The organism is Anaerophaga thermohalophila DSM 12881, assembly GCF_000191885.1.
Lineage (GTDB): Bacteria > Bacteroidota > Bacteroidia > Bacteroidales > Marinilabiliaceae > Anaerophaga > Anaerophaga thermohalophila.
In genome coordinates, this window is the sequence record NZ_AEWI01000001.1 from 25,940 (window position 1) to 48,791 (window position 22,852).

Annotated in this window: 19 protein-coding genes; 6 read left to right on the forward strand and 13 right to left on the reverse strand. The window is 42.6% G+C overall.

Features of this window, described 5'->3' with window-relative positions:
* Positions 1–24: 24 nt before the first annotated feature.
* The 4 genes from ATH1_RS0100105 to ATH1_RS0100115 form a co-directional block, all read right to left on the reverse strand.
* The gene (locus ATH1_RS0100105; protein WP_010415883.1) at positions 25–897 is read right to left on the reverse strand and encodes an electron transfer flavoprotein subunit beta/FixA family protein; all 873 of its coding nucleotides are present in this window, start codon (positions 895–897) and stop codon (positions 25–27) included.
* A gap of 437 nt (positions 898–1,334) precedes the next feature.
* Positions 1,335–3,410, reverse strand: a complete 2,076-nt coding sequence (locus ATH1_RS22050) for an AAA domain-containing protein (protein ID WP_245531671.1) — start codon at positions 3,408–3,410, stop codon at positions 1,335–1,337.
* Positions 3,391–4,824 (reverse strand): PDDEXK family nuclease, encoded by a 1,434-nt coding sequence (locus tag ATH1_RS22055; RefSeq protein ID WP_044114690.1) that lies wholly within the window; start codon positions 4,822–4,824, stop codon positions 3,391–3,393. Before ATH1_RS22055 ends, ATH1_RS22050 begins: the two co-directional genes overlap by 20 nt.
* Before the next feature lie 12 nt (positions 4,825–4,836).
* Positions 4,837–7,032: a S9 family peptidase gene (locus ATH1_RS0100115; protein WP_010415886.1), complete on the reverse strand. Its 2,196-nt coding sequence runs from the start codon at positions 7,030–7,032 to the stop codon at positions 4,837–4,839.
* Positions 7,033–8,148: 1,116 nt separating this feature from the next.
* Here ATH1_RS0100115 and ATH1_RS0100125 point away from each other — a divergent pair.
* Positions 8,149–8,460: an RNA recognition motif domain-containing protein gene (locus ATH1_RS0100125; RefSeq protein WP_016778507.1), complete on the forward strand. Its 312-nt coding sequence runs from the start codon at positions 8,149–8,151 to the stop codon at positions 8,458–8,460.
* 131 nt (positions 8,461–8,591) lie between these two features.
* On the opposite strand, the gene ATH1_RS0100130 is transcribed toward ATH1_RS0100125, so the two are convergent.
* Positions 8,592–9,050, reverse strand: a complete 459-nt coding sequence (locus ATH1_RS0100130) for a NanQ anomerase/TabA/YiaL family protein (RefSeq protein ID WP_010415893.1) — start codon at positions 9,048–9,050, stop codon at positions 8,592–8,594.
* Positions 9,051–10,886: 1,836 nt separating this feature from the next.
* Here ATH1_RS0100130 and kamA point away from each other — a divergent pair.
* The 4 genes from kamA to ATH1_RS22060 all read left to right on the forward strand — a co-directional run bounded on the left by kamA (position 10,887) and on the right by ATH1_RS22060 (position 14,493).
* A complete protein-coding gene (kamA, locus tag ATH1_RS0100140; RefSeq protein WP_010415903.1) occupies positions 10,887–12,215 on the forward strand; it encodes a lysine 2,3-aminomutase in 1,329 nt (442 codons plus the stop codon).
* Positions 12,169–13,026, forward strand: a complete 858-nt coding sequence (gene ablB / locus ATH1_RS0100145; protein WP_044114693.1) for a putative beta-lysine N-acetyltransferase — start codon at positions 12,169–12,171, stop codon at positions 13,024–13,026. The genes kamA and ablB overlap by 47 nt, the downstream gene beginning before the upstream one ends.
* 70 nt (positions 13,027–13,096) lie before the next feature.
* Positions 13,097–14,182, forward strand: a complete 1,086-nt coding sequence (locus ATH1_RS18655; protein WP_010415909.1) for a sodium:solute symporter family protein — start codon at positions 13,097–13,099, stop codon at positions 14,180–14,182.
* 14 nt (positions 14,183–14,196) lie between these two features.
* Entirely contained in the window at positions 14,197–14,493 is a 297-nt protein-coding gene (locus ATH1_RS22060; RefSeq protein ID WP_010415912.1) for an SLC5/6 family protein, read from the forward strand.
* 282 nt (positions 14,494–14,775) lie between these two features.
* Here the strand turns inward: ATH1_RS22060 and ATH1_RS0100155 are convergent, their stop codons facing one another.
* From ATH1_RS0100155 to ATH1_RS0100165, 3 genes are all read right to left on the reverse strand, one after another.
* Positions 14,776–15,273: a MarR family winged helix-turn-helix transcriptional regulator gene (locus ATH1_RS0100155; RefSeq protein ID WP_010415915.1), complete on the reverse strand. Its 498-nt coding sequence runs from the start codon at positions 15,271–15,273 to the stop codon at positions 14,776–14,778.
* A gap of 400 nt (positions 15,274–15,673) precedes the next feature.
* Complete coding sequence (locus tag ATH1_RS0100160) at positions 15,674–16,453, reverse strand: MBL fold metallo-hydrolase (protein WP_010415918.1); 780 nt, start codon at positions 16,451–16,453, stop codon at positions 15,674–15,676.
* A 67-nt stretch (positions 16,454–16,520) separates the two neighbouring features.
* The gene (locus ATH1_RS0100165; protein ID WP_010415922.1) at positions 16,521–17,189 is read right to left on the reverse strand and encodes a B3/B4 domain-containing protein; all 669 of its coding nucleotides are present in this window, start codon (positions 17,187–17,189) and stop codon (positions 16,521–16,523) included.
* Between the two features lie 184 nt (positions 17,190–17,373).
* Here ATH1_RS0100165 and ATH1_RS0100170 point away from each other — a divergent pair, with 184 nt between their 5' ends.
* Positions 17,374–17,559: an HAD family hydrolase gene (locus tag ATH1_RS0100170; RefSeq protein ID WP_010415923.1), complete on the forward strand. Its 186-nt coding sequence runs from the start codon at positions 17,374–17,376 to the stop codon at positions 17,557–17,559.
* Positions 17,560–17,594: 35 nt separating this feature from the next.
* On the opposite strand, the gene ATH1_RS0100175 is transcribed toward ATH1_RS0100170, so the two are convergent.
* The 5 genes from ATH1_RS0100175 to ATH1_RS0100195 form a co-directional block, all read right to left on the reverse strand.
* On the reverse strand, positions 17,595–18,137 hold the full coding sequence (locus ATH1_RS0100175; RefSeq protein WP_010415925.1) for a hydrolase: 543 nt from the start codon (positions 18,135–18,137) through the stop codon (positions 17,595–17,597).
* A complete protein-coding gene (locus tag ATH1_RS0100180) occupies positions 18,134–20,293 on the reverse strand; it encodes an SIS domain-containing protein (protein ID WP_010415927.1) in 2,160 nt (719 codons plus the stop codon). Before ATH1_RS0100180 ends, ATH1_RS0100175 begins: the two co-directional genes overlap by 4 nt.
* 58 nt (positions 20,294–20,351) lie before the next feature.
* Positions 20,352–21,401, reverse strand: coding sequence for a selenide, water dikinase SelD (gene selD / locus ATH1_RS0100185; RefSeq protein ID WP_010415928.1), 1,050 nt, complete (start codon positions 21,399–21,401; stop codon positions 20,352–20,354).
* Positions 21,398–21,616 carry a putative Se/S carrier protein gene (locus tag ATH1_RS0100190; RefSeq protein ID WP_029163876.1) on the reverse strand — a complete coding sequence of 73 codons (219 nt, stop codon included), beginning with the start codon at positions 21,614–21,616 and terminating at the stop codon, positions 21,398–21,400. The genes selD and ATH1_RS0100190 overlap by 4 nt, the downstream gene beginning before the upstream one ends.
* 104 nt (positions 21,617–21,720) lie before the next feature.
* On the reverse strand, positions 21,721–22,851 hold the full coding sequence (locus ATH1_RS0100195; RefSeq protein ID WP_010415932.1) for an aminotransferase class V-fold PLP-dependent enzyme: 1,131 nt from the start codon (positions 22,849–22,851) through the stop codon (positions 21,721–21,723).
* Position 22,852: the final 1 nt, after the last annotated feature.

A 22,852-nucleotide genomic window follows, 5' to 3' on the forward strand; every position in this document is an offset into this window, starting at 1 on the left:
ATTTTAATTTTAACTTCTGGCCGCTTAGCCGAGGGTATGATTGGCTATTAATTCTTTAACAAGTTCTTCAATCTCTTCATCATTGGCCTGTATATGCCTGGATTCCTTAGCCTGGAAAACCACATTTTCGATTTTTTTCACCTTGGTCGGCGATCCTGAAAGTCCCAGTTTTTCTCTATCACTTTCAATATCGTCAACACTCCACTCGTCAATATTCAGATATGGCCGGTCATTGGTGAGATCAATATAATCTTCCGACCGGTTCTGCCGCTCAGTTACAGTTTGTGCATGCTTGAATTTCATGACCAGTTTGGCATTACGCGGACGGCAGGGAGCTGCGGAACCGTTAATGGTAACAACAGCAGGCATAGGACATTCAATAGTTTCTACACCACGCTCCAGTCGCCGTTTCAGGGAAATTTTGCCTTTTTCTGCACTATATATTTCTTCGCAATAAGTAACTTGCGGAAGGCCCAGCTTTTCTGCTACCTGTGGTCCAACCTGGGCAGTATCGCCGTCGATGGCCTGACGGCCGGCAAGAATAAGGTCATAATCCTTTATTGCCCTGATGGTACAAGACAAGGCATAAGATGTGGCCAGCGTATCTGATCCTGCAAAAGCACGATCGGTCAACAAAACACCACCATCGGCACCACGGAATAAGCCTTCGCGGATGATATCGGCCGCCCTTCCCGGCCCCATGGTCAGCAAGGTAACTTTAGTTCCCGGGTATTTATCTTTCAACCTGAGGGCCTGTTCCAAAGCATTCAGGTCTTCCGGGTTGAAAATTGCCGGTAAAGCAGCCCGGTTCACCGTGCCGTCGGCTTTCATGGCATCCTTGCCCACGTTGCGGGTATCGGGCACCTGCTTGGCAAGAACAATAATGTTTAATCCCATTTTGTATAATGTGTTTAAATTTGATAATTCGCTTTTAACGAAGCACAAATATAACAAAAGAGATTATTCTCCAAACAAAGCCGGTTTTACTCACAATTTACTATCTAAATACATAAAATACAGCCGTTAAGAGAAAACCAGATAAATGGATCAGTAAACATCAAAACATCAGTCGTTTACAACAATTTTTTACAAACAATAGTATCGGAATATCTAAAAGTGTAAAATTGTTAGAATATGATAATTTTTATCTGGTCTTAATAATATGTTGGATTGTTAGAGTGTTCGGGGGGTAGGGTTGTTAACACTCTAACAAATTTAACAAGCTAACACTCTAACAATATGACTATTGACTATTGACCAACCACTATTGACTAACCACTATTGACTAACCACTATTGACTAACCACTATTGACCAACCACTATTGACTATCCTTCACCCTTCCACCAAAAACCTCGCCCCACGTTGAAAATAACCACCATTGTCGCGAATGTCTGAAATCAGCCGTCCGTAAATCTCGTCGTGTCCCAAAACGGCTTCGTTACCGGTAAGGATGATCTGTTTACGTGCACGGGTGAGCGTAACGTTGAGTTTGCGGTCAACAACGGCAGGTTCCAGGCCCGTTTCGGTTTTGTTTTCGATGATTACGCGGCTCTGTGCCAGAAAGTCAAGTTGGGAGGGACTGTTCATACATAATGAGACCAGGATGAAGTCTTTCTGACTACCCTGAAAACGTTCCACGGTATCCACCTGTAACGTATCAAAACACCCGAAACCGGCCATTTCCATGTGCTCCCTTATGTTGGCGATCTGATTACGGTAGGGCGTAATAATGCCTGTCCGGTCGCCCATTTCGAAGTCATCCCGGAAACCATGTATTTCTCTGAGTATCTCCAAAACCTTACATATTACCTTTGCCTCTGTGGTATTATATTTCTCTGAAATTTCGCGAACCGAAAAGGCCGAAGGAATAAATACCACCCGCTGCGATGCGATCATCCGGGTCAGTTCTCCCTCAACTCTATTGTGTTCCGGACACAAAGGCGCTTGCTGATGAGAAAGCGCAGCAGGTTTCAGCTTGTTGTTGTAAAAATGCCGGTTGGGAAATTCTGCCAGGTCGGGATGCATGCGACCCTGAAAAGTAAGTTCGCCCCAGGCATGATCCCAGCCGTTTTTCTTGCAGAGATGGAGCAATCTCTCAAAGTAGGAGTTGCGGCGATCGAAAAGGCCGATCGCATGCAGACGGGGATCATTAATTTTCGACTCCTGCGGCGATTGTGTCACCACGGCAGGCAATTGCCGTTCGTCACCAATCAGCACAAACCGGTTAACACGACCCAGCAAGTGAATGATGTTCGGCTCGAGAATCTGGGATGCCTCATCTACTATGGCGATGTCGAATTTTTTAAGATCAAAAAGTTCGGGCTTACCCAAAATTGATGACAATGTTCCGGCAAATAAACGGGTTTTTTCTATAAGATGACGAATCTCTCTCCGATTTTTAAGATCATTGATCTTATTATCCAGCAACAGGTCTTCATGCTCAGGGTCACAGCCCAACGATGAGCCAATCCGTATCATCTGGTCATCAACCATGCCACGAACCGAAGAGCACATCTCATCAACCGCGCGATTGGTATAACTGACCAATAAAACATTGAGCGAGGTTTGGTGATACAGTTCCTTTACAAACCGTTTGAGAAAAAGGTTGGTTTTTCCAGTTCCAGGGGGCCCCACCAGCAAGTAGTAATCGGTGGCATGCCAGGCAGCCGACAACACTTTGTTTTGTTCTTCACGGCTCTCTTCAAGGTATTCCGTTTCAGCTGAAGTGACAAATTGTTTTATTGCGTGCCCGTTGTACTCAGGGGCCTTCAGTCCCAGTAACAATTCCCGGCGGGCCGGCGGCATCTTCAGAAATTCGATGAGACCCGACTGCATCTGCTCAAAATTATTGTCGAGCGAGTCGTGTTCCAGCACCCAAAACTCATAACTGTCAAAGTAGTCTAGCGAACTTTGTTTCTGCCGCAAACGAACGGTTACCTCCTCGTTGGTCAACCGTTCAATGGAACATTTCAGGACACGGTGTTGGGTGGCCAGCGACCGCTCGTCAACATGCGGATAGAGCACACAGATATCGCCCCGCCTGAAATTGATAAAACGATTAATTCCAGCAGGCCGGCTGAGAGTAATACAAGCATTCTTATGGTTGGCGTTATTGATCTTGATTTTCAGATTGCGCAATTCGTTGAAAGCATCCTCATCGGTCAGGTCGGTCTTGTTCCACAGGGCTGATAATCCTTTGGTGTATTCGCCATCGCCAACCTTACTCAATATTTTTTCACGACTGATAAACGATGAGAACGCAAAATAATATTGCTTTTCGAGCGGTGTGATCTTTTCAAGAATGAGTTTTCTGAAGTCAAGAAACTTAGCAAAGAACCATGAAAAACGCTGATCGGCGAGATTAAGTCCGTATTTTCTGACATCAATATCACAAAAAAAACTTTTCAAAAAAAGGATAAGGTTCTTTATCGGCAGCCAGCAGATATTCCCATGCCACAATCTGATTCCTGACATTGATAATCTCCCTTTCAAAGCTCCTGAAGTGCGACACGTAACGCAATGCTTCGCCCTGGTTGGGTGATGAAGAATAAAGAACAGCATTGAAAATTTTTTGGGGATGATGTCCCAGAACGCGCTGAGCCATCATGTTGTACATGCGTACCTGTGCTGTATGATCTTCCGCCACGACCGAGGGGTTATTCGAAGGAAACGGGAGTTTACCCGATTTCAGCTCAATAATTTTTGACTGATAATGATCGTTCTCCGAAGGTGTCTCATCAAACAGGTCCATTCGTCCCTGAAGCCCTAATTCCGGGCTCATCAACGAAACTTCCAGATTGCTTTTTGTACGGTTAACGGGTCGATGGTCGCCTTTTTGAAAATCCTCATTCACGATACGGCGCAGATTATTAAACTGCTCCTCTAGTTCATTAAAATAATTTTTGTCAATACCCTCGAGCGAAGTATACGGAAGCGGAAACACCCTGAAAGAGTCCAGCAAGACCTGCTGAAACTCTTTATTTGAGCCATCTTCATCGTTGATCAGCTCGTCAAAAAAAAGGTTGGCCACATTCCCTTTATGGATGGCCTTCGTGAGCTTACGAATTTCGGAACGTCCGATAAAAAAAAGTTCAAAAGCCCTGATTCTCTTACCCTGAATATTTTGAAAACACTTTGCCACCGAGGTAACATCAAGCAGATAATCGGGCTCCAGAATGATGAGGCCGGGTACCACTTTGCCATCGTCATTGCGATGCGTTTCGAGCAGTTGAAGTTGCTGACCCGGCCGCATCAACTCCACCGATGGTGTTAACTCATCGTTAACATTTTTAATACCGTACAAAACCACCACGGGAACCGAATCTCCTTCCACATCGGGTTGTACCAGAAGCTCCTTTTTGTCGGGATCGATTTTAAGCAACATGCCACGAAACCCTTTCGGATTAACATGGTATTGTTTCTTATACTCCTCCCCTGTTTCGTTTTCTTTATGCTGATAAAGCTTTTCTATTTCATCCGGCACCTCCGCTCCGAAAAAACGACCGTAGGCCCCGGCAAGAACTTTTAAACTTCTGAGATACTCTTTCTCTGATGGCTCATAATGATCTTTAATAACCTTATTGGCAAATATCCTGAACTCGTGCAATCGCTGCTTCTGGTCGTTCCCGGTTTGCAGTTTATTACAAACATAATCGAGACGTCCGAACAGATTCGAAAAAGTTATCCCGTCATCCCGGCTCAAATATTTGCAGCATTGTTCCAGCGAAATTCGCAACCGCTTCACCTTACCGGATAACGTCAGTGCATCATTCTCATCAATAGCAATCAGGTTGTCGAAAAAGTAACGAGCAGGGTCAGTCATGAATGAAAATTCTTACAGGTTATTGAAGATATAACGACTCATCATATCGTAAAGATGGTGACGAGTATTTCCGCCATAAATGCTGTGATTCCGGTTTGGATAAACAAACATATCGAATTGTTTGTCGGCCTGAATCAGCTTTTCGGCATATTCCATGGTGTTTTGAAAATGCACGTTGTCATCGGCACTTCCATGAATCAGAAACAGTTTGCCGCTAAGGTCCCCGGCCATGTTAATGGGACTGTTGTTGTCATATCCTTTCGGATTCATCTGCGGGGTTCGCATAAAACGCTCGGTGTAAATGGTATCATAATAACGCCAGTTGGTCACCGGTGCTACGGCAATGCCCACCTTAAACAGATCGCTCTTGCTCAAACAGATGGACGACATGTAACCCCCGAAACTCCATCCCCAGATGCCAATCCTTGAAGCATCCACGTAAGGCAGGGAACCCAGGTAGCGGGCAGTTTCAATCTGATCATCCGACTCATAACGCCCCAGTTTCAGGTAAGTCGTTTTCAGAAATTCTTCTCCACGGGCACCTGTACCTCGTCCGTCAACACACACAATCAGGTAACCGTTCGATGCCAGGTATTGCTCCCAGTTCATCTGCCAGCGATCAAGAACTTCCTGCGAGCCAGGTCCGCTGTATTGCGACATCAACACCGGATATTGCATACTCTTATCAAAACCAACGGGTTTGATCATATATCCATTCAGTTCAACCCCTTCGGATGTCTCAAAAGTGAAGAATTCCTTTTGAGGAATTTCATATTCAGAAAGTTTCTCTTTTAAGGCACTGTTGTCTTCAACCACCCTTACCAGATCGCCGTCATTTTCATAAACGGCTATTTGAGGAACTTCCGAAGAAGACGACCAGGTGTTGATAAAACAGCTGAAATCACTGCTGAATTTAGCACTGCTGTATCCTTTGGCAGGGGATAAACGTTTCAGGTCTTTCCCTTCCATGTCAACAGAATAGATTTCACGTTGCAGGGGAGATTCTTTAGCTGCCTGAAAAAAGAAAACTTCATTGTCGGCATCGAAACCATAAAAATCGGTGATCTCCCATGAGCCGGAGGTTACCTGGCGAATCTGAATGCCCGCCATGGAATAAAGATGAATATGGTTGTAGCCGTCTTCCTGTCCCACATAGACAAAATGGTTACCATCCGGAAGAAACCGGATATTATCGAGAACATTTTCAGCAATGTATTTGTCTTCACGCACCGTCAGCAACACGTTACTAACACCCGATGCCGGATTGGCCACATATAATTCAAGCTCATTCTGAAGACGGTTGAGTTTGATGATCCCCAATTTGTCCGGATCGGGCGTCCATCTGAGGCGGGGCACATAGGCATCTTCCGGATTTCCAATATCCATGGTTTTGGTAGTGCGGTTTTTTACGTTGAAAACATGCACCGATACCTTTGAATTTTCCTCTCCCGCTTTTGGATATTTATATTCGTAACGTCCGGGATACAACGCATACTCTTCCCTTTGGGGATACATTCCCTGGTAAAGCGGAAACGAATATTGTCTGACAGCCGATTCATCGAAACGAACGAATGCAAGGTCTTCACTGTTAGGGGACCATTCAAACGCGCGGTTGTAGCCAAACTCTTCTTCATAAACCCAGTCGGGAATACCGTTGATGATCCTGTTTTTTTCACCATCGTCGGTTACGGCACTGGTGGTACCAAAACGCAGCTTTTTCAGGTAAATATCATTGTCTTTCACATACGCAACCATCTGGCTGTTGGGTGAAAAAGCCGGCACCTGCTGTTTGCCCTCATCGGCAAGTGGTATCAACTCCCTGTATCTCCTGTCGTAGACGTAATAACGGGCGAGAAAAGAACGACGGTAAATACGTTCAACATCGTTGTAAACGAGTATTTTGCTTTCATCAGGACTAAATTCGTAGCCGGTAATATGCTTAACCGAATCGGGATTTCTTTTGATATTACCGGTATCAAAAATCACCTCTTCCTTTTTCCCTGTTTTGTAGGAATATTTCACAATTTTCGTTCCGTCTTCTTCAAGAATGGTATAGTACCGGCCATCGTTCATCGGCTGAAGCCCGGCGATTGATTGGGGCTGAAATGTTCCCTTGCGGGTGAAATCTTCCAGCTCAATATTTTTGGTTTGTCCGAAAGATAATGTACAAAAAACAGAGAGTAGAAAAATATAAGTTATGTGCTTCATGCTTAATTTAATAAATTATTTTTTGGTCATTATTATGAGCCCGGTCTAAAAAGCATCTTTATTGCCAAACTCAGTGTTGTTTTAAATTTTTGTATCCTCATTAACAACAAGTTAACTCCGATACAAAAATTTAAAATGCCTGAATTTTGACAAAAATATGATTTTTATACTGCGCTCATCATTTTTTCTGTACAACTAAAAAAGACCACACAAAAATTTCATCAGTATAAAATTAGTCTAAGTTATTGGTCTGATGGAACTCGCATGATTGAGCTTTATACATGTTCTATTGTGACAAACTTTGTCATGCTCGTTTCATCCGTATAAAATTAGTCTAAGTTATTGGTCTGATGGAACTCGCATGATTAAGTTTTATACATGTTCTTTTGTGATACACCTTGTCATGCTCGTTTCATGGTACACAAAAATAATCACATTTCAGGATTTTCCGAAAACAGTTTTAGTGTGTTACTCCTAAAATAGGAGTTTTCGGCAAAATATTTTCTAATGTTATCTAAAAATGACTACGCCATTTTCTGTCCGGGATCAACGAATTGCGCAGCAATTACCTTATCAGGCCAATTCTGATTTGATTTATTATAACTTGTTGGTTCTGCTTGTCCAGGTTAGATTTTACAACAAAGATGCTTTTTAGTCAGGGTCATGTACATAACAATGCCGCGACGAAAGCACGCTTTGAAGCTCCCCATGCGGATAAAAGGAACCATCCTGATACCATACCAACAGTAAATATACCAATAAATACTCCAAAAATTTGTCAGGTTTGACCGGTCGAATAGCAATATCCCGTGATCAGACGGGTCACAAAAGTGATCTGGTCAGATATACAGCCCGGTACTAACATTGTGATAACGCTCACAATAACAGCATGAAAGGGTTTTGACTCCATAATTCATCTACTTTTTTATATATTTTTCACACTCAAACATGACCAAAAATAAAAAAAAGGTTGTTTCTTTGCAGTCAATAGATTTTATCCTGATCAAAAGACAAGTCAGGATAATTGTAATGCAACTTCTTTTATTTTCATTGGATTGCCCTTACAACACTTCTATTAGTTTTATTTTTTTTTTTACTTATTACACATTTAAATTTATGAATCTTTTTGTAGCTAAGTTAAGCGCCGCTACCACCAGCGACGACTTAAATGATTTGTTTGCCGAATACGGCGAAGTAGTGTCCGCTAAAGTAATAATGGACAGAGACACCGGGGCATCCAAGCGTTTCGGTTTTGTTGAAATGAAAGACGAGGAGTCGGCTCAAAAGGCCATTAAAGACCTCAATGAATGTCTTTTTGACAACAGCCCGATTGTAGTTAAGCAAGCCCGCCCGAAAGGTGAAGGCAGAGATGGTGGTCGTGACCGTTCATTCGGTAACAACAGAAACCGGGGAAATCGCAGATTTTAACATAGTGTTGTTGAAGACAACACTGTATAGGTGATTTCAAAAAAATAAGGTCAGATAATATTTTGCTTTTCCTTCCTTTGGACGGATTTCCAAGCCAAAATATTTCCTGACCTTTTTATTTTTTTTGCAGCTTAGCCGTCAATCCTGATCTTTCCAACCAGCTTCCTGACCCTCGAGGGTATACCATCGGTTATCATCGCTTTATGAATCTCTCCGGGGAAAAAGATCACAAAACTACCCTTGGGATGATTTACATCCATACCGTCACTCCCGGCAAACAGAGTACAATCCTTTTCTTCATCATAGGGGACTTCCACATCCATTTTGTATTCTTCGGCATACTTAATTTTTTCTTCGCCTTCGAGTAAATAATGAATGTCTATGTAACGTTCATGCGACTCCCATACGGCCTCTTCCTCCAATTTGGTTTTCTGCTCCATCAAATTCACAAAAACATCAGCGCCATTCAATTCAACACGGCCTTCTTTAAATTCAGTCATGTCAAAATTCTCCATGTAATCAAGCACAATTTCAAGCGCCGGATGTATCATGTAATAGCGTGCTGCATTCTCAAATGTGTCTATAATCATAATTTTGATAGTTAAATATAAGATGATTAGATATTTAGATATAAGATGATTAGATATCTGATTACCACCTAAGTTCTTGCAGGCAAGAATTTGGGTATCAACAAATATATTTCTATTTTACAACATTTGTCTGTTCAGAAAGTGCCGGTTACAAGCCTTGCGAAACCGCCAAAAAAGAAGTTTACTTTTCGTAAACGAGTACTTGTCGACAAGTATAACACAGTAAATAGTACTTTATGGCCAGAAAATATTATAGATGAGCCCGGTCTAAAAAGCATCTTTGTTGCCAAACTCGTTATTGTTTTAAATATTTGCATCCTCATTAACAACAAGTTAACTCCGGTACAAAAATATAAAACGCCAGGATTTTGACAAAGATATACGTTTTTTTATACTGCACTCATAAATAAATTTCATCAGTATAAAATTAGTCTAAGTTATTGGAATGATGCAACTTATTATACTTTAATTAATGGTAGATTCTTCGCTCCGCTCAGAATGACAAACAGCTAAAGTTGAGGTTGAGGTTGAGGTTGAGATTAAGGTTAAGAGTTCACCACAGATTACACAGATTGACACAGATTTGACAATTATCAATCAGAGAGAGATTCTTCGCTTCGCTCAGTGACAGGATGCCCGGTGTCATTCTGAGGAGGTAACGACGAAGAATCTGTTCCCTGTTTTTGGTTTCTTTGATGATTAGAGGTTAATTATACATATTCTTTTGAGACAAACCTTGTCATGCTCTTTTCAACAATATAAATATTTTTTCTTTATACCGGCAAACTGTGGTGTTGCAGGGGTTGGTAAAAAAAGCTAAAACGCAAAGACGTATGTTGTGTTTATAGTTCACACTACTGGCTACTGACTAAAAACTACTGACTAAATTGCTTATATCTAAAAATCTGATAATCTATTAAGGCAATCTTTGCCATGCTCGTTTCATAAATTTATATGACCTGGCTTAAATTTGCAACCCGGTTGATATGAAAATCATTACCAAATATCTGGACTAGCCTGAAATGCCAACTCCATACCAATCCAACGAACATGGCGAGGGGTGCCGCAACATGAACATGGATAAATGCCTGCATCCTGGTTATCCTAAAGCTTCAGGAAGCAATAACTTTGATATAAATATGGACAATGGATACCCCAAAGAGAAGATGGTTCTATGAACTAACACCAATTAGTTTGCATACAACAAATTTAAAATAAAAACCTTTCTCACACAAAACATCAAGGCAACCTGGATTCGTCCAATATATTTCATAAAATACTAACAATCTATTTATTATCTCATATATATTTTTTCGTTTTTTCCTTTGACCAGCTCATCAGATTTCGAAATCCAAATATTTTAACTATATTTGTGGCGCAGAAACAATCTGCAATGTTCTTTCTAATTCTTAATTTGACTGATTCATAAAATATCGTGTTAAAATGTTGAGCGCGGTCTAAAAAGCATCTTTGCCGCCAAACTCATTGTTGTTTTAAATTTTTGAACTGAGCATGACAAGGTTTGTTACAAAAGTTGATATATAAAATCAATCACGCGAGTTTTATCCGACTTTAAAAATAAATTTCATACAGATGAAACGAGCATGACAAAGATTGTCACAAAAGAGAGTATGTATAAAGCTCAACCATGCGAGTTCCATTCGGCCAATAACTTAGATAAATTTCATACGGATGAATCCTCATTAACAACAAGTAAAATCCGGTACAAAATTAAAATGCCTTGATTTTGACAAAATATGCTTTTTATACTGTACTCATAACAGGATATTTACAAAATGAACAGTTAATAACCGATTATTCACCAAACTGAATATTATGGCAATTTTCACAGCAAATCAACAACGAATTGCAAACAAGATTGATTCGTCATCCGAATTATCGAATTGGCGTGACTGGAAGTGGCACCTGAAACATTCGATAAAAACCATTGACAAATTTGAGGAACTGACGGGAATAAAGTTTTCGGCCGACGAAAAGAAACAGCTTGAAGAAACCAAAGGAAAATTTCCACTCTCTATTACACCCTACTACCTGTCTCTTATTAAAAAAGAAAATTTCCGGAACGATCCCATTTACAAGCAATCCTTTCTCGATAACAGGGAATTAAAAGTGACCGCATACGAAATGGGGGATCCACTATCCGAAGACACCGATAGTCCGGTTCCCGGCATTACACATCGGTATCCCGACCGGGTTTTGTTCCATGTCAGCAATGTGTGCGCTATGTATTGCAGGCATTGTACCCGTAAACGTAAGGTCGGCGACAAAGACTTTGTGCCGGGAAAATCACAGATAGAGATTGGATTGGACTACATCCGTAAAACGCCACAGGTACGCGACGTGTTGTTGTCGGGAGGTGACCCTTTCTTACTTTCGGACGATTATCTCGACTGGATTCTGACCGAACTCGAAAAAATTGAACATGTACAGGTAGTCCGTATCGGAACAAGAACACCAGTGGTTTTGCCTTACCGCATCACCGAAAATCTGGTAAACATGCTGAAGAAGCACCATCCCCTGTGGATAAACACACATTTTAATCATCCCAGGGAAATCACTTCATCATCGAAAGAGGCCCTTCGAAAACTGGCAGATGCCGGAATACCATTGGGTAATCAGTCGGTTCTTCTGGCCGATGTTAATGACTGTCCCCGTATTATGAAAGACCTGGTGCATAAATTAGTGGCCAACCGGGTACGTCCCTATTATCTGTATCAGTGCGACCTGTCGGAAGGTTTGTCGCATTTCCGTACGCCCGTTGGTAAAGGCATTGAAATTATTGAGAGTCTGATTGGACACACCAGTGGTTTTGCCGTACCCACATACGTGATTGATGCACCCGGCGGCGGCGGTAAAATTCCGGTAATGCCTAACTACATCATTTCATGGTCAACCAACAGAGTTATTTTGCGTAACTACGAGGGCGTTATTACTTCTTACAAAGAGCCCGATAACTACAGTCCGACAACATGTAACCGTGATTGTGAAAATTGCAATCTGGAGTTGGATTTACAGGAAGGCTATGAAGAAAATGCCATTGGCATCGAAAAGCTTCTTTCCGATTATGATGAAGCCATATCATTGGTACCATCGGACAATGAACGGATTCAAAGAAGAGGAGATAACAATAATGGACAAGAGTGAACGCATCGGACAATCGACCATTCAACACGGTAGTGAAAGCAACCGCGTCTATTTAATGGATTTGTGGCCGTCCGATTTTCCCGAAATTATCGAAAAGATGGACACCCTGGCAAAAACCCAAGGGTACACCAAACTATTTGCCAAGGTGCCATCCCGTTTCGGGCCGCAATTCCGTATGGCAGGTTATGAAACGGAAGCCATAGTTCCGGGCTTTTTTAACGGTATCGAAGACGCCTTGTTCGTCGTGAAATATAATGACCCGGAACGCAGAAATCCCGACAAAAAGGAGATGGAACTTTTTCAGGAATTACTCCTGTCCGACATAAATGCCGATGCTCCGGAATTAGACAATTCCCATGTTTTGAGACTGTTAACCCCCGAAGATGCAGGGGAGATGACAGCGGTATTTTCGCAGGTATTCGACAGCTATCCTTTCCCGATTTTCGATGCCGGTTTCCTTAAAAAAGAGATGCATGAAGAAACCCGTTATTTCGGGGTTTTTCAAAATGGAGAACTGGTGGGGATAAGCTCGGCCGAATGTAATGAAAGGCTAAAGAATGCTGAAATGACTGATTTTGCAGTACTCCCATCTCAAAGGGGGAAAAAAATCGCCATTCATCTTCTCAGAGCTATGGAGGATTACCTGATGACGCAGGGTTTTAAATCGTTTTACACCATAGCCCGGTTAAAATCACCCTCTATGAACAAAACGTTCATGAACAACCATTATCGTTATACAGGTACCCTGGTCAACAATACGCAAATTGCCGGGCAAATAGAAAGCATGAACGTATGGTATAAAATCGTTTAACACCTGAGCTCAAACAATCAGCCGGTCTTCTGCCGAAAAGTAATTTTTTAACCAAACAAATCTGGTTACTATGCATATAGCCGACTTCATTATCATCTTCCTGTATTTAGCTGCGATGTTAATGGTTGGACTATGGTTCCACCGGAAAAATGAAAATACGGAAGACTTTTTTGTAGGCGGTCGCAAAATGACGCGGTGGCACCTCGGACTATCGGTTGTAGCTACAGATGTCGGGGGCGGTTTTTCAATTGGTCTTGGCGGACTTGGTTTTGTTATGGGATTATCGGGTTCATGGATTTTATTTACAGGTTTGGTGGGTGCCTGGCTGACGGCCGTTGTCCTCATTCCCAGGGTATACAAAATCGCATTCACAAGTAAGTTCCAGACCTTTCCCCAGCTGCTCAGTCATCATTACGGGAAAAATGTGGCCTTTTGGGCGGGCATTATCAGCGCCATTGGCTACCTTGGATTTACCAGCAGCCAGATACTGGCCGGCGCAAAACTTACAGCAGGTACCATCGACGGCCTTTCTGTTAACAATGCTGCTCTGATCATGGGAGTAATTGCCGTTGTCTATACAGCTTTAGGAGGCATCAAAGCCGTTATATATACCGACACCGTTCAATGGGCAATACTTCTCTCGGGGCTGACCTTTGTGGGCGTTCCTTTTGCACTACACAGCGTAGGTGGTTTAGATGTGCTGCGCGAATCCGTTGATAAGGAAATGCTACAATTAACCAATATCAAAGGATCAGTAATTGTTAACTGGGCATTTTCCATTATACCTATCTGGTTTATCGGGATGACACTTTATCAGCGAATATATGCTGCATCATCCAGGAAAGAAGCACAAAAAGCATGGTTTCTGGCCGGATTATTTGAATATCCGGTAATGGCGTTCCTTGGCGTATTTCTGGGGCTAATGGCAAAAGTATCGATTGACCAGGGAGTGATACCCGGTGCAGAAGCTGCAACAATAGACAGTGAAACGGCAATGCCCATGATGTTAAAATATATCCTGCCAACGGGTGCACTCGGAATAATCCTGGCATCTTATTTCTCAGCCATCCTGTCCACCGCCGACAGTTGTCTGATGGCATCGTCGGGAAATTTTGTCAGTGATATTTTTAAAATAAAAGATCGGACAGCACACTGAAAGTATCACAGATAATGACATTTGTTTTAGGCGCTTTAGCATTGACACTTGCCCTGTATATGCCAAGTGTCCTGGATTTAATGCTGTTGTCCTATTCATTTATGGTAAGCGGATTGTTTGCACCGGTAATAGGTTTCATTTTCTTTAAAAACCCGAAGCCCAATGCAGGTCTTCTTTCTATGGCTGCAGGTGCTGCCGTTTTCGGATTCTTTCATTTCTCAGGCATACCTCTCCCATGGGAATTTGACCCCGTTGTTCCCGGAGTATTGGCTTCGCTGATCACCTTATTCATCGTTCAGAAGTGGAAATAAAGAACTGAGCCCAATCTAAAAAGCATCTTTGTTGCCAAACTCGTTGTTGTTTTAAATTTTTGAAACGAGCAGGACAAGATTTGTCACAAAAGAACATGTATAAAACTCAATCATGCGAGTTCCATTCGACCAATAATTTAGACTAATTTTGTACGAATGAATCCTCATTAACAACAAGTTAATTCCGGCACAAAAATTTAAAACGCCTGGATTTTGACAAAAATATGCTTTTTATACTGCACCCAGAACTTAAACGCAGATGCTTCGTGTCAGTGACTGCTTTTAATTCTGGTCATTACCTCCTTCAGGCTCGAAATCACCGGTAATAAGAGGCATCTCATCGTTTGCTGTGCTTTCAATTTCAAGCATTTCAATCAAAAGATCCAGTGTGTTTCCAATTCTTTCAAGTTCCTCTTTTGAGAGACCCTTTAGTTTTTCATCGAGACGTTGCTGAAGCAGATCGGGCGTCTGCTCAAGCAGGGCATCTCCGGAAGAAGTAAGCGCAATATGCATCACCCGTTTATCACCCGACTTGGGTAAACGGGCCAGAAACCCTTTTTTTTCGAGTCTGCCGATAATCCCTGTAACCGTGCTCGAATTCAGATTCAGGTGGTCGCGAATGGATTTCTGTGTGGCCTGATAACCGGGTGAATTTTTCAGATATTCAAGACACAGAATCTGCGGAATACTGACACCAAAGTCTTTCTGTACTTTCTTCGACTCGAGGTTAATCGAACGGACAATTCTTCTGATTTTAATCAAAATATCCTTGTAATCCATTTTATTACAATTGATTATAGAAACAGGTCATTGGGATTTTAAAACGCCTTGATTTTGACAAAAATATGCTTTTTATACCGCACTCTTTTATATTTTACATAATCTATAAACATAAGAGCCCTTCAGGCTCCGTATTCCTCAAACAAAAAGGCGGGACCCGGAAGTGAGTCATAAGTTTATAGAACAAAGTATATCAAGATTCTACGAATCGTCTTACATTTTATATCTAAAAATGAGTGTAGTATAAAAAGCCTTCAAACTGCTGATTTTTACCATTTTTACCCCTGACCCCTAAAGGGGAACTGCTAAAAATCAGCAGTTTGAAAAAGTCCCCTTTAGGGGATTCAGGGGTCAAAAGGTTTTTTAGACTGCACTCAAAGATCCAATGCCCGATTCATTGTTATAGAACCAGCAAATTCTCTTTCAGCCGGTAAATTTCAGCAGGTTCATACCTGCTGGTCAATCTTACACAATGCTTTGCATTCAACTCACTAAATGCTTCCAACGCAATTTCGGGCCGGTTATTTTCAGCCGATAAATGAGAAAGAAAAACAACTTCCAAATGTTCCGATCCGTAATGCTTTAGTAATTCAACGGCCTGATTGTTTGATAAATGCCCGTATTCCGAAGCTACCCTGTTTTTAAGATACCAGGGATAAGGCCCGTTCCATAGCATATCTTCGTCGTAATTCGACTCAAGAAAGACAGCATTACAGGCTGAAAAATGCTCCGTCACGTTCCGGCAAGGTTCGCCAATGTCTGTCATTACGCCGACATTGGTCCCTTCATACTCTATCCTGAAACTACACGGTTGAGCAGCATCATGCTGTTTGGAGAACGTATGGATTCTAAACCCCCCGATATCAACCACATCCCCCGGTTCAAAATTAACAATTTTCGCAGGACGATCGGGACGCCAGCTTTTTTCAAAAGTTGCCGTGGTTATGTAAACTGGTACATTCAACTGCTTACTCAAAACCCTGACACCCCGAAAGTGGTCGGCATGTTCATGCGAAATGAAAACAGCCCGTATTTTTGTTGCATCTATCCCCCGCACACGCATACGTTCCATCACCTGCCGTCTGCTTATCCCGACATCGACAAGAACTGCATCTTTTTGGTTTCCAATATAATAACAATTACCGTTACTTCCCGAGGCCAGAGCGCATATTTCTAACATATAATATTACAATTAGTACAAGTTATTGGCCTGACAAAACTCTTCCCGGGCTATCGGGACTCGTTTCTTACTTTATTTGAAATTCAGGCGAAGCACCTTTTACGTACTTTATTAACAAATCAGATAATAACTCAAGGGCTGCTTTCAATCTTTCACTGTCACCGTCAAAAGCAGGGATAATCATCAACACCCTTTCAGTATCCTCATCAATAAGAGTGCGTACCGAATCGCTGGTGGGCGTTCCAAAAGCGCCCTTATCATCCCTGAAAACCGGAAGGTTCTCGATATTCAATTGACCTCTTCCAATGCCTTCATAAAGTTCTCCGGCATTACCAATCCCTAAGGAAACGTCTCCCTCAATCTTGTCAAAATCGTAACCACAAATAGAATAACCTGTTCGAACCGATGCAAGATTCAGACAATCTACCACGGAATTGACGTGATAAAGTCCTTTTCCTTTACTTATCCTGCGCAACAGCGACTCAGCAGCAGGCCTGTACCGGTTAGGATCTTTCCCGAGTGCCTTGTAGGCATCCCTGGCGCTTTTCACAGCCTCCATATTCCTGATGGTTTCAGCATCAAGCAGCCGGGCCGGTTGTTCTGTCTGCTCATCCAGTACGGAAACAAGATTCTCTCCGGAAGGTGTCACCAAAACAGGAGAATAGAGTATTCCCAGTTTAAGATTTGGCAATTTGTTATGAAGCAAAGTTTGAATTTCAATCTGTGGTAAGGGCATATCAACCTTTGATTTGGCTTTTTACGAATGTGCTAAAATACCAATTTTTTCAGATATAGAAATGTTTTTCTGTGCCGGAGTTCAAAATCCCCCGCCCTTTTTGTATTTTTGGTGCCTTACAAAATCAATTCTGCGATGCCACAAAAAATGCCCGTAAAACCGGAAGCCTTTTTGTTCGACATGGATGGCGTATTATACAAATGCGCCACTGGGCATTGAATCGGCCGTTAATGCGGGAATCTATACCATAGCCATCAATACCGGGCCCCTCGAAAAAGAAACGCTCAAGAAGGCCGGAGCCGACAAAGTTGTTGACACAACAGAACAATTACAAAAATTCCTGCATAACATCATACCAACAGACCGTTAAATTTTCTCCTAAACCAAAAATGCGTAACAGCTTCTTTATTTCACCAGTTTAGAAATGGCTTTAAACTGTTCCGTACCGGAATAACGGCAAAGTTCAAAAAGGATTGATTCGTAACTCGTCACTAATACACCTTCCTGAACAAGACGGGTTATAGCAATGCGCTTGTTCTCAGGGTTACGGGAAGCGACGCAATCCTCTACCACTATAGGACGAAAGCCCCTCTCTTTCAGGTCGATTGCCGTTTGAAGCAGACAAATATGCGCTTCAATACCGGCAAGAATGATGTCCCGCTTTGAAGAGATTTCGATCTTCTCCATAATTCCGGGATCGTCGCAACAACTAAAAGCTGTTTTTTCACTGGGCGGATAATCTTTTACGAGCCTGGCCAGCGAAGGGATGGTCTCTCCCAGTCCTTTTTTATATTGCTCAGTAACGATAACCGGGACATTCAGCAATTTAAAGCCATCCACCAATATCGAGATGTTCTGTTCCAATTGCTGAAATTCATGAATATGCGGAAACAATTTTTCCTGAACATCCACAACCATAGCCAAAGCATTTTCTTTTAATATTCTCATAACAATCCAAATCTTTTAAAAGCAGACAAATCAAGGTTTTCAAATCTTCCGAAAAAGTCGAACAGTTCTTCTGCAATCTTCTGAACACCACCGCTCTCATTCGATTCAATATTGAGTGCCAGAACAGGATCATGTAATGACAAACGCAGCAAGAACCATCCATCCTGCCCTGGCCCCGAGCATTTAACACGAACACCTTCATAATTCTCGGGAAGTAAATCCCAGTTGCTCTTATTTCCTGCCATAATGCCTGTTTCGGAAATAATATCGGAACCCGCCTGAATATAATCGGAAGATGTTATCATCAAACGAACCTCGCAGCTATCAACAGAATCAGGCAAATCTTTTATCAATTCATTCAACCGTTTACCCTTTGAACGTAAATTGGCAAGGGTTATAATCAGTTTTATTGCCGTATAAGCGCCATCATCAAGAAAATAATTCTCTTTAAAAGCGGCATGACCGGATGTTTCTATGGCAAGCCAGGTCTCCTGACCAATCCCGTTTAGCCGTACTGCTTCATTGATGACATTTTTATATCCCCGTTGATACCGATGGTGTTTACCGCCAAGATGTTCATTGATAAACCAGGATAATCCGTCTGACGTTATGGAATCCGTAACTATGGTACTTTCGGGATGCTCCTTTAAAACGATGGCAGACATCAGGGCGATCAATGAATTACGATTGACGGGCTTACCGGTATCATCAACAAAACCTGTGCGGTCGACATCAGTATCGAAAATAACACCCAAATCGGCGTTTGATTCTTTGACCTTATTAGAAAGAGAAACAATGGCTGTTGTATCTTCAGGATCAGGGGCATGATTGGGGAAATCACCGTCCGGTTCGAGAAACTGAGATTCAGAAACATCAGCTCCCAGAGATTGAAGTACTTCGGTAGCAAAAAAACCTCCACATCCGTTGCCTGCATCAACAACGATTTTCAATCCTTCAAGAGGTTTGTCGTACACTTCTGCGTGTTTAACGCCCTTTTTAACAACATCGGAAAGATACTCCGAATAAGTTTTCATAAAATCCTCGCGCACGATACTCCCTTTGTGCCTGACTTTATGAGGATTATTTTCGGCTAATTCCAGAATTTCGTTGATATCATTCTTATCAAGTCCGCCTTCAGAAGTAAAAAATTTCAGTCCGTTGTGGTTTTGAGGGGCATGACTCCCGGTAATCATTATTCCGGCATCAACGGGATTGTCGCCAAGCTGAGTCGACATAAACATTGCGGGGGTGGATGCAAGTCCGAAATCCACGACATCGGCACCAGCCACAGTCAACCCTTTGCAAAGCGCCTCCGACAACTCTGCTCCGCTATGCCGGCAATCCCGCCCCACGGAAATTCTCAGTTTGTCTTTCCCTGAAAAATATGTCTGCAACCAAATAACGAAAGCACGCCCGAGTTTTTCTATCACTTCAGGGCCAAAGTTCACCTGTTCTCCTTTCAGACCTTTGCGGGCAATGCCACGAATATCTGATCCATTGTGTAACGCTTTAAAATTGAATTGTTCCATACCAGTTATTTTATTTTTTTCAAGAACAGCAGCTTTTCGCGATTTGTCGCCAAGATAACCGCCATGGTGCCTCAATGCGTAATCGTGATTGGTAAATCCTATCCGCTTCATCAGTAATACCACGAGTACATCGCCTATAACAGTCATCGTTGTGGTTGAAGTAGTGGGTGTAAGTCCCAGTGCACAAACTTCGGGAGGGTTACCTGTAAAGATACAGGCTGTTGCAGCCTCTGCTAGTAAAGAATCCTTATTCCCGGTGATAACGACAAAAGGGATATCGGGTCTCAACCCTTTTGCCAGGTCAACGAGTTCAAGAATTTCTCTTGTTTTCCCCGAGTTAGAAATCAGTAGCATAACATCGTTTTCCTGAATGATTCCCAAATCGCCATGCTGGGCTTCGCTGGGATGCAAAAAAACGGACGGTGTCCCGGTACTGCTGAATGTAGTGGCCATATTATTGGCAATCTGGCCTGCCTTACCCATCCCGCTGGTAATTAGTTTACCCTTTTTTTTATGGACATACTCGTATATTAAATCGACGGCTTTCCCGAATTCGTCGGTAACCGGAATGGAAGCAACCGCTTTAGCTTCAGCTTCCAAAAGAGACTGTATTTCCTGTTTCTGCATTATTTTGTTTTTCTTAAAGTTATCGCAAAATAACAAAAAAGACACAAAGACCTTAACATTACTCAAGGTATATTGATTTGCGGGTTTTAGGTATAACCTCCCCTATTACGGATGCCTGGTTATGAATATTCGCTGATCTCAGATCATTAAGAACATCCTGTGCTTTATCCGGAGGAACGCACATCAATAATCCACCGGAAGTCTGAGCATCAGCAGCCAGCATTTTCAGATGGGGTTCCACAAGCTTTGCAACATGAAGATGCGGTTGTACATAACTAAGGTTCCTGAATGATGCACCGGGAATACAACCATCATTTGCCAGCTGGTCTGCCTGATCGATAATGGGTAAATCACGACTTTTAATCGCCAGACTCACATTACCGGCTTCAGCCATTTTAAGGGCATGTCCTAACAATCCGAATCCGGTAATATCTGTTGCACAACGTACCCCATGACGAACCATGACATCTCGCCCAAAATTATTCAGAACTTTCATTTGTTCAATGCCGTTACGGTAGGCATCTTCGCGAACCATGTTTAACCGTTGTGCCGCAACCAGCACTCCTATTCCAAGCGGTTTGGTAAGTATCAATACATCACCGGGTTTTGCAGCAGCATTGGTAATCAGCTTGTCGGGATGAACCGTACCAACAACCGCCAGTCCATACTTGGGAGGATGATCTTCAATGGTATGCCCGCCCATTATCAGACATCCGGCTTCCTTTACCTTACTTTGTCCTCCAGCCAATATTTTTTCAAAAACCGATATCGGCATCTGAGCAGATGAAAACATGAGCAGGTTCAGAGCCAGCAAAGGCGCCCCACCCATAGCATAGACATCACTCAGCGCGTTGGCAGCAGCAATTTCCCCGAACTCGAAAGGATCGGAGCAAATTGGAGGGAAAAAATCTGTAGTGAAAATAAGGGCGGTCTCATCATTTAGTTTATATACTCCGGCATCGTCATGAGTTTCGATATCAACCATAATATTCGGATGCTGCATCTGCGGGAGTTTAGACAAAATTCCCGCCAGCTCGGCAGGGGGCAATTTAGCCGAACAGCCACCATATTCAACGGTTTTAAGCAAATCTGTATCCTGACTGCTCATAAATCCTCCTTATTATGTATTTCAAATTGAATGTTGTTTTCTTTTAAAACCACTTTACACTTTTCTGTGTTTTCTGCCTCCACCTCCAGGCACATACCACATTCCGATGAAATATGTTCCGGAACCGGAAGTACACGGCAAGCGATATCGTGCTGACGGCATAGTGCATCCGCCTTCATGACCTTATGCACGTTTGTAAATAATAATATCGGCATTGGCGAAATGTTAGACGTTTGAAGTTCGAGTTTTGATGTTCGAGGTCGGGAAACAGAAGGTTAAATAAAACCTTCCAGTACACGGGACGATAAAATCGGGAAGCTTACTTCAATACCTCCTCAAGTACATCTCCCAGCTTCTCCAGATCATCATTGGTATGCCATGGAGAAAAAGCAAAACGAGCCGACCCCGTGGGAAATGTATCCAGATATTTATGCGCCTGTGGAGCACAGTGTAATCCCGAACGTATCTCGATTCCAAATTTGTCATAAACCCGCCGGGCAATGGTTGACGGAGGGTAAGCACTATGTGCTATCGAAAACAGGCCTCCCTGATGTTGAAAATCATCCGCACCCAAAATCCGAACATCTTTTATCCGTCTGAGCCGTTGAATCAATTCCTTAAATTTTTCTCTTGTCCATTCCTGCTTGGGACGATGATTTAATGCCGCCAGTAATCCGGATAAACCTACCGTGTTATGGGTTCCGGCTTCATATTTATCGGGGGAAAACTGCGGCATTTCAAAACTTTCGGAACGACTCCCTGTACCGCCGAAAAAAAAAGGTGACAACTTTTCCGGATTCCTCACAAAGAATCCACCCGTGCCGGTGGGACCAAGAAGTCCCTTATGTCCTGTAAACGCAATAAAACCGGCGCCCCACTTATCTCCTTGAACGGGCTCATTGCCAAGCGATTGCGTCACATCTACAACCAAGGGAATTTGTCCGGTATATTGCCGAAGCTCATCCACGGGTTGCAAAACACCATTAACATTACTTTGGTGATTAACAATGATTAAACGGGTTTTGGAGGATATTACTTCCGGAACTTTTTCGGGAATAATCCGACCGTCGGTTCCCGCCGGCAACAATTTCCAGGTAACATCAGCTTTTTCTGAAAGCCTTTGCAAAGGGCGCATCACGGCGTTATGTTCCAGCGGTGAAACCAACACTTCGCATCGATGTAAATCCAAACCCGAAATTATTGCATTCAAACCAACGGTTGCATTGGCAGTAAACACAATGTTACCTGATTCTGAAACTCCCAGCATTTCACCAATGGCATTGCGGCACTGCTCAACAATCATTGAAGTCTGATAAACACGTCCGTAAGCAGCACGGCCATAAGTGCCTCCCAACTTGCGGAGAAATTCATCCATCGCTTTACCGACTTCAACCGGCTTTGGCCAACTGGTACTGGCATTATCAAAATATGTATTGGAAAATGTTATCATC